Raw genomic sequence first — 7,211 nt, forward strand, 5'->3', positions numbered from 1 at the left:
AGCTCCCTCTCTTGGGCTCGAACCAAGGACCCTCTGATTAACAGTCAGATGCTCTAACCAACTGAGCTAAGAAGGAAACTGTATATTTTTTATTCTGTAATGAATGAACGTTTTTGTGCGCTTAGTAGTGATGTTTGTTTCACTTGTAAAGCGGTGCAAAGATAGGGGTAAATTTGATTTCTGCAAGCAAAAATTAATTTTTTTTTACTTTTTTTTACTTCCCTATAATCGCCTTGTAAATGTCATTTCCATTGGCAAATAACAATAACGTTATAAGTAATACGAAACCAACCATTTGAGCATTCTCCAGGAATTTGTCGCTCGGTTTTTTACCTGAAATAATTTCGTACAATAGAAACATCACATGACCACCATCGAGTGCCGGGATAGGTAATAGGTTCATTACACCTAGCATAATCGATAATAAAGCCGTGATGGTCCAGAAATGTTCCCAGTCCCATGAACTTGGGAAAATATCAAAAATAGCCTTAAATCCACCCACTTGTTTGTAAGCGCCCGTGCTTGGGCTGAAAATCATTTTCAGCTGTTTCCCATAACCCAGCAGTTGCTCTTTTCCTCTGGTGATTCCCACCGGAATGGATTCCATGAAACTAAATTCTTGTTTGCTCACCTTATAGTAGCCTAGTTTCTCTAAAGATTCCAGACTTATCCCGCCTAAATTTACGCCAAGCGTACCTTCTTCAGATACTTTTACATTGATGCTTTCCTCTTTTTGATTGCGTAAGACAGTTGCAGGAATGGTTTTTCCTTTGTTGTTATCTAAAATCAATTTTGCTTCATCAAAATATTTTGTTTTTTGACCGTTTAAAGAAGTAATAATATCTTTAGGTTGCAAATTAGTGTTTGGAGATTCGTCACTGATGGCACTAATAGCAAACGGCATTCTTATCTCCACAATTGGAGCCTTTTCATATTTAGATAATTGATCGATAAAATCGATGGGCATTTTGATTGTTTGTTGTGTTCCGTTTCTTTCGATTAGGACATTTTTTGCCATTATGATTTTTAGGCTGATGTCATTATCAAATTTGGCGATTTTTTGACCATCTACAGAGATGATTCTGTCACCCGTTTTGAAACCCGCATTTTGCATGGCTTGATTCTCGATCATAAGACCATCTTGTAAATCAGAGTTGGCGATATAGGTGTCGCCGTAGGCAAATGCCATCCCGATGTAAATGATGAAGGCCAAAATGAAGTTGACCGTAACACCACCAAGCATGATGATCAAACGCTGATAGGCCGGTTTAGATCTGAATTCCCAAGGTTGCGGCGGCAAAGCCATCTGTTCCTTGTCCATACTCTCGTCAATCATTCCGGAAATTTTCACATAACCTCCCAAGGGCAACCAGCCGATACCGTATTCGGTTTCGCCGATTTTCTTTTTTAATAGGGAATATTTGACGTCAAAAAACAAATAGAATTTTTCGACCCTGGTTTTAAATAATTTAGCAGGAATGAAATGCCCCAGTTCGTGCAGTATGATAAGTAATGATAAACTCAATAGAAATTGAGAAAGCTTGATGAATATATCCATTTTTTAATTTTGGTTCTTTAAGTGATGCGCAAAAGTAAGGTTTTCTAAGTTATCTTGAAAGGTTTACAATTCGCCAATATTAAAAATGGTTTGCCAATAATTGTGCCATTAGATTTTTTACTTAGACGCAGGTCATGTAACTTTACATGTTAAATGTGAATTTCATTCATTGTTCACTAAAACATTTTAAAATCAAATCTATGTCTTCAATATTATTCAGTCCATTGCAAATAAAAAGCATTACCATAAAAAACAGAATCGCCATTTCACCAATGTGTCAATATTCAGCAATAAATGGCTTTGCCAATGATTGGCATCTCGTGCATTTGGGCAGTCGAGCCACAGGCGGAGCGGGACTGATAATTCAAGAAGCGACTGCCGTTTCGGCGGAAGGTCGAATCTCTCCCGGAGATTTGGGGCTTTGGAAAGACGAGCAGATCGAAAAAATGCAACACATTAACCGTTTCATCATCGGCCAAAACGCAGTTCCCGGAATCCAATTGGCGCATGCAGGCAGAAAAGCCAGCTCTTCCGCACCATGGGAAGGCGGTAAAAAAATTGATTCCGCTCACGGGGGATGGGAAACTGTAGCGCCAAGCGCAATTGGATTTCATGACAATGAGACTCCTGTAGCCTTGGACAAAACAGGAATCCAAAAAGTGATTTCCGATTTCAAATCGGCTGCCAGAAGATCCGTTGAAGCCGGTTTTCAAGTAATGGAAATTCATGCCGCGCATGGTTATTTACTGCATGAATTCATGTCGCCTTTGTCCAATTTAAGGACGGATGAATACGGCGGAAGTTTCGAGAACCGCATTCGCATGATGCTGGAAGTGCTTGAGGCGGTCCAATCAGAATGGCCAAAGGAACTGCCTTTATTCGTCAGGATTTCGGCTACCGATTGGGCTGACGGCGGTTGGAACATCGATGAATCGGTGCAGCTTTCGAAAATATTAAAAGAAAAGGGTGTTGACTTAATAGATGTTTCTTCAGGTGGAGCGGTTCCGTATCAAAAAATTGCGTTGGGTCCCAATTATCAGGTTCCTTTCGCGGAAAGAATCAAAAAAGAAACCGGAATATTGACCGGCGCCGTAGGCTTAATCACCGAGGCCGCCCAAGCAGAAGAAATTTTGACCTCCGGAAAAGCGGATTTGGTCTTGTTTGCCAGGGAGTCATTGAGGAATCCAAATCTAGGTTTGACATTCGCGAAGGAATTGGATACTGATGTACAATGGCCAAAACAATACGATAGGGCTAAAATTAGATAGAGCCAATTAGAATCGAATAGGACCTAATTTTACCAATCGGGATTAGCCGTTTTGAGTCAATTGGCAAACGGAAGTCTTTTTTAAACAGAATAGAATATGCAAATAATAAAAACTGCACTACTTTCCTACGGGATGTCAGGTAAAGTGTTTCATGCACCATTTTTGGAACTCCATCCGGGGTACCAACTCCTCGGATCCTGGGAAAGAAGCAAGAAATTAATTCAAGAGGATTATCCGAATGTGAAAAGTTATCACGCTCTGGAAGCGGTTCTCGAGGACGATGTTGATTTGGTGGTCGTGAACACGCCAGTGGGAACCCACTTTGAATATGCCAAAAAAGTCTTGTTGGCGGGAAAGCACGCCATTGTCGAAAAAGCATTTACAACCACAGTTGCCGAAGCACAAGAACTGGCGGCACTGGCCAGAGAAAAGGGAGTAAAACTGTCCGTTTTTCAAAACAGACGATGGGACAGCGACCTCAAAACGGTGCAGCAAATTATTTCAGACGGCGTTTTGGGCGATATCGTTGAAGCCGAGTTTCATTTTGACCGATACAACCCCAATCTGAGTCCAAAACAACATAAGGAAACGGCCAATTCTGGAGCCGGCATCCTTAAGGATTTAGGCCCGCATTTGATAGACCAGGCCCTATATTTATTCGGATTTCCAAATGCTGTTTTTGCAGATGTGCGAATCACCCGTGAACATTCTTTGGTCGACGATTGTATTGATATCGTTTTGTATTATGATACTTTCAGGCTGCGATTGAAAGCCAGTTTTTTTGTGCGAGAAGCCATTCCGGCCTATCAGGTCCACGGCAAGAAAGGGTCTTTCCTGAAACCACGCGGGGACGTACAGGAAGACGACTTGAAATTAGGTAAAAAGCCCAATTTGGACTCATGGGGAAAAGAACCCACGGAAAAGGAAGGATTGTTGCACACCAATATAGACGGAATAATCATGAATGGAAAAATTCCCACTTTGCACGGGAACTATTATGCTTTTTTTGACGGGGTTTACAATTCAATTGCCAGTGATACTGTTGAACCGGTGACGGCCCAAGACGGTGTGAGGGTAATGCAAATTATTGAAGCGGCAATTCAAAGTAGCGAACTAAAAAAAGTGATTGATTTGTAGTATTAATCTGTGGCCTCATTTTTTATAAACAATAACGTTGTAATTCTGCTGCCTTAACTGATTTAATGGCTCTGGACAATTGCTTTTTGTATTTTTGCCGTTCAAATAGTAAAAGCCCGCCATTTTGATAGATTTAAAATTTATTGCCAAGTTTAAAGCAAAAGGAAAATACAAGAAGACCTACCAGAACGCCAAAATTTCCTATCTCAACAGAATCCGTTGGGCGGTTTCCTCTTTTTATTTTGGTATGGGCTTGTGTTTTGCCACCTGGGCCAGCCGAATTCCCGACATCAAAACGGCTTTAGATTTAGGCTCGGCGGAGTTGGGAACCCTTTTGTTCGCGGTTCCCTTAGGGCAATTGTTGATCATGCCCTTTTCGGGAAAACTAGTGACCCGATTTGGCAGCCATCGTGTGCTGATATTTTCTTCTTTATTATACGTTTTTAGCCTCACCAACCTTGGATTGGCGGCGACTTCTTGGCAATTGTCCATCGCACTGTTTATGTTCGGAATATTTGGAAACCTGAACAATATTGCCGTAAACACGCAGGGCGTCTATACCGAAGAGCTTTTCAAGAAAACCATCATGTCCTCTTTTCACGGTATGTGGAGTTTTGCAGGTTTTACCGGCGCTTTGGTGGGTCTGGGAATGCTGGCATTACGGCTTTCTCCATACCATCATTTTCTGATTGTGGGCGCAATTGTGGTTTTGATGATGGCATTCAATTATAAATACCTGATCAAGGCCAAGGAAATACCCAAAACCGAAAAGAAAAAATTGTTCACAAAACCGGACAGTGCCCTAATATATCTCGGTCTGATAGGCTTTTGCTGCATGGCCAGCGAAGGGGTGATGTTCGACTGGAGCGGTGTCTATTTCAAAGACGTCATACATGCCCCCGGGCCTTTGGTGATTTTGGGCTACACTTCCTTCATGATCATGATGGCTGGAGGCCGCTTTTTTGGCGACGGTCTCATTCACAGGTTTGGCAGGAAATTGGTGATGCAAATCAGCGGAATTCTGATCTCGGCGGGGCTTTTCACGTCGGTATTTTTCCCGTATATCATTCCTTCCACGATCGCTTTCATGTTCGTCGGTTTGGGAGTTTCCACCATTGTTCCCACACTCTACAGCATTGCGGGGAAAAATCCTACCGTTCCCCCGGGCGAAGCCTTGACGATAGTGTCAAGCGTCAGTTTTCTGGGTTTTTTGATGGGCCCGCCCGTAATCGGATACATCGCCGAATTGTCGAGTTTGCGGTTCTCCTTCGCTTTCATAGGGGTTTTCGGGCTTCTGATCGCCGTTATGGTTTCCAGGATCAAAGCGATCCGTTAATTGCTTATTTAGGAGCACAAGTTCCGTTTCCATAATAAAACTACTCCCGCTGTGCGCAGCATCTTTACTGCCGAACCCCGGCAATAAAGGATGCTTGCTGCCATCGTAATTTTTTGCGGTTTTCATTTCTTATAGTAAGCCCAAACAACTGCGAAGCAATAGTTAGGAAAACCTGCAATACAAAAGTTATTTTTTACTGACAATCAACAACTTAACGGTATTTTAATTATATTTAATTAATATTTTCGACAATAAAATTGCTCGGCTTTCTCAATACCACGTTTTATAGCTTTCTCTAAATTTTCCCAAAAACATTTTCCTGTGACATTCCATTAATTCTCCCTCGGGGATGTTTTTTGATGGTCTAAAAAATGAAAAATTTTGAATTTATTTAGAATACAACTATGAAAAACCTTTTCCTGACTCTTTTCTTCATATTCCAATTGGGATTGGTTTTTGCGCAAAATGAAACAGGAATCACCGGAACGGTTTTGGATTCCAAAAACCAGAAACCGATAGCCTACGTTGTCGTTTCGATCCAGAATACCGCTTTTATGCAATTGACTACGACTGATGGGGAATTCATTTTTCGAGACGTTGCTGAAGGCGAGCATCTGCTCCTGTTCCACAGTCAGGGCTTCAAGGACGCTTTGATTCCGGTGACCGTAGTTTCCGGCCAGCTGCTGGACTTGGGAACCGTTGTTCTGGAAGAGGACCAAATCTCGGAAGTGCAAGCCAGCATAATCCGACTTTTCGACAACGATTTAAGTGACGACAATAGCGGTTCCGAAAGTACTTCGGGACTGTTGCAATCCTCCAAAGACGCTTTTCAACAAGCCGCCGCTTTCAGTTGGGGGCAGGCGAGATTCAGGATCCGAGGATTGGACAGTGAAAATGCGACAACAATGATTAATGGCGTCGCCATGAACAAACTGTATGACGGAAGACCGCAATGGGGCAACTGGGGCGGGCTCAACGACGCCACCCGGAACCAGGAATTTTCAGTAGGGACGGCCCCTTCCGATTATACTTTCGGGGGCATACTTGGGACCCAAGAAATTAATACCCGTGCTTCCACCTACAGAACGGGTTCCAGAATTACTTTTTCGGGAACGAACACTAATTATAGTTGGCGAGCTATGGGAATCTATGCGTCGGGAATGGGCAGTGACGGTTGGGCTTTTGTCGTTTCAGCGGGTAAAAGGTTAGCGCAAGAAGGTCATTTTGAAGGAACAACTTATGATGCAAATTCTCTTTTCATAAGTGTCGAAAAGAAGTTGAATGAAAGCCACTCACTGAATTTCACCGGATTTTACACGCCAAACTCCCGTGGTAAAAACTCCCCGAATACGGCTGAGGTGACGCAGCTGACTTCTGAAAAGTACAATTCCTATTGGGGCTTTCAGGACGGAAAAAAGAGGAATGCCAGAACCAAGACTATCGAGGAGCCCATCTTGATGCTGAACCACTTTTTCAAAATAAATGACCACACCAACCTGAATTCGGGTGTGATGTATCAATTCGGCAAAATCGGGAACAGCAACATCGACTACCAAAGTGCAAATAGCCCTGACCCGACTTATTTCAGGAAATTGCCCTCTTATTACACTTCGATGTACGCAAAGGACAATGGGGAATACTCGGGCGAGTTCACGCCCGATTATGAAAACGCGGAGAAAAGCGGGATTCAGTTTCTGGCCAACCGGCAAATCGATTGGCAGGCAATGTATCAAGCCAATCAAAACCCAATTTTGGATGCTGACGGAAACATATCAGGATATGAAGCAGCCAAAAGCCATTATGTTCTATATGAAGACCGCACCGATGACAAAACAATCGTGGCGACTTCGATTTTCAATACGCAACTGAACGAGAATCTACTAGTGAATGCCGGAGGTTCTTTTCGGAATTT

5 protein-coding genes and 1 tRNA gene are annotated in these 7,211 nt (G+C 42.7%); 4 read left to right on the forward strand and 2 right to left on the reverse strand.

Translation table 11 applies throughout. From position 1 onward, the window contains the following. Positions 1-2: 2 nt before the first annotated feature. Positions 3-76, reverse strand: a tRNA-Asn gene (locus tag VIH09_RS07170). A gap of 138 nt (positions 77-214) precedes the next feature. Continuing rightward, the gene (gene rseP, locus VIH09_RS07175) at positions 215-1,558 is read right to left on the reverse strand and encodes an RIP metalloprotease RseP (protein ID WP_331579337.1); all 1,344 of its coding nucleotides are present in this window, start codon (positions 1,556-1,558) and stop codon (positions 215-217) included. A gap of 200 nt (positions 1,559-1,758) precedes the next feature. On the opposite strand from rseP, the gene VIH09_RS07180 reads away from it, so the two are divergent. The 4 genes from VIH09_RS07180 to VIH09_RS07195 all read left to right on the forward strand — a co-directional run. Then, complete coding sequence (locus VIH09_RS07180; RefSeq protein WP_331579339.1) at positions 1,759-2,826, forward strand: NADH:flavin oxidoreductase/NADH oxidase; 1,068 nt, start codon at positions 1,759-1,761, stop codon at positions 2,824-2,826. 96 nt (positions 2,827-2,922) lie between these two features. Further along, positions 2,923-3,963 (forward strand): Gfo/Idh/MocA family oxidoreductase, encoded by a 1,041-nt coding sequence (locus VIH09_RS07185; protein WP_331579341.1) that lies wholly within the window; start codon positions 2,923-2,925, stop codon positions 3,961-3,963. A 124-nt stretch (positions 3,964-4,087) separates the two neighbouring features. Next, positions 4,088-5,299 (forward strand): MFS transporter, encoded by a 1,212-nt coding sequence (locus tag VIH09_RS07190; RefSeq protein WP_331579343.1) that lies wholly within the window; start codon positions 4,088-4,090, stop codon positions 5,297-5,299. A 404-nt stretch (positions 5,300-5,703) separates the two neighbouring features. Next, positions 5,704-7,211, forward strand: a 1,508-nt coding sequence (locus VIH09_RS07195) for a carboxypeptidase-like regulatory domain-containing protein (protein WP_331579345.1), incomplete at its 3' end; no start/stop codon positions are given.

This window comes from Flavobacterium sp., from assembly GCF_036515215.1.
Classification (GTDB): Bacteria; Bacteroidota; Bacteroidia; order Flavobacteriales; family Flavobacteriaceae; genus Flavobacterium.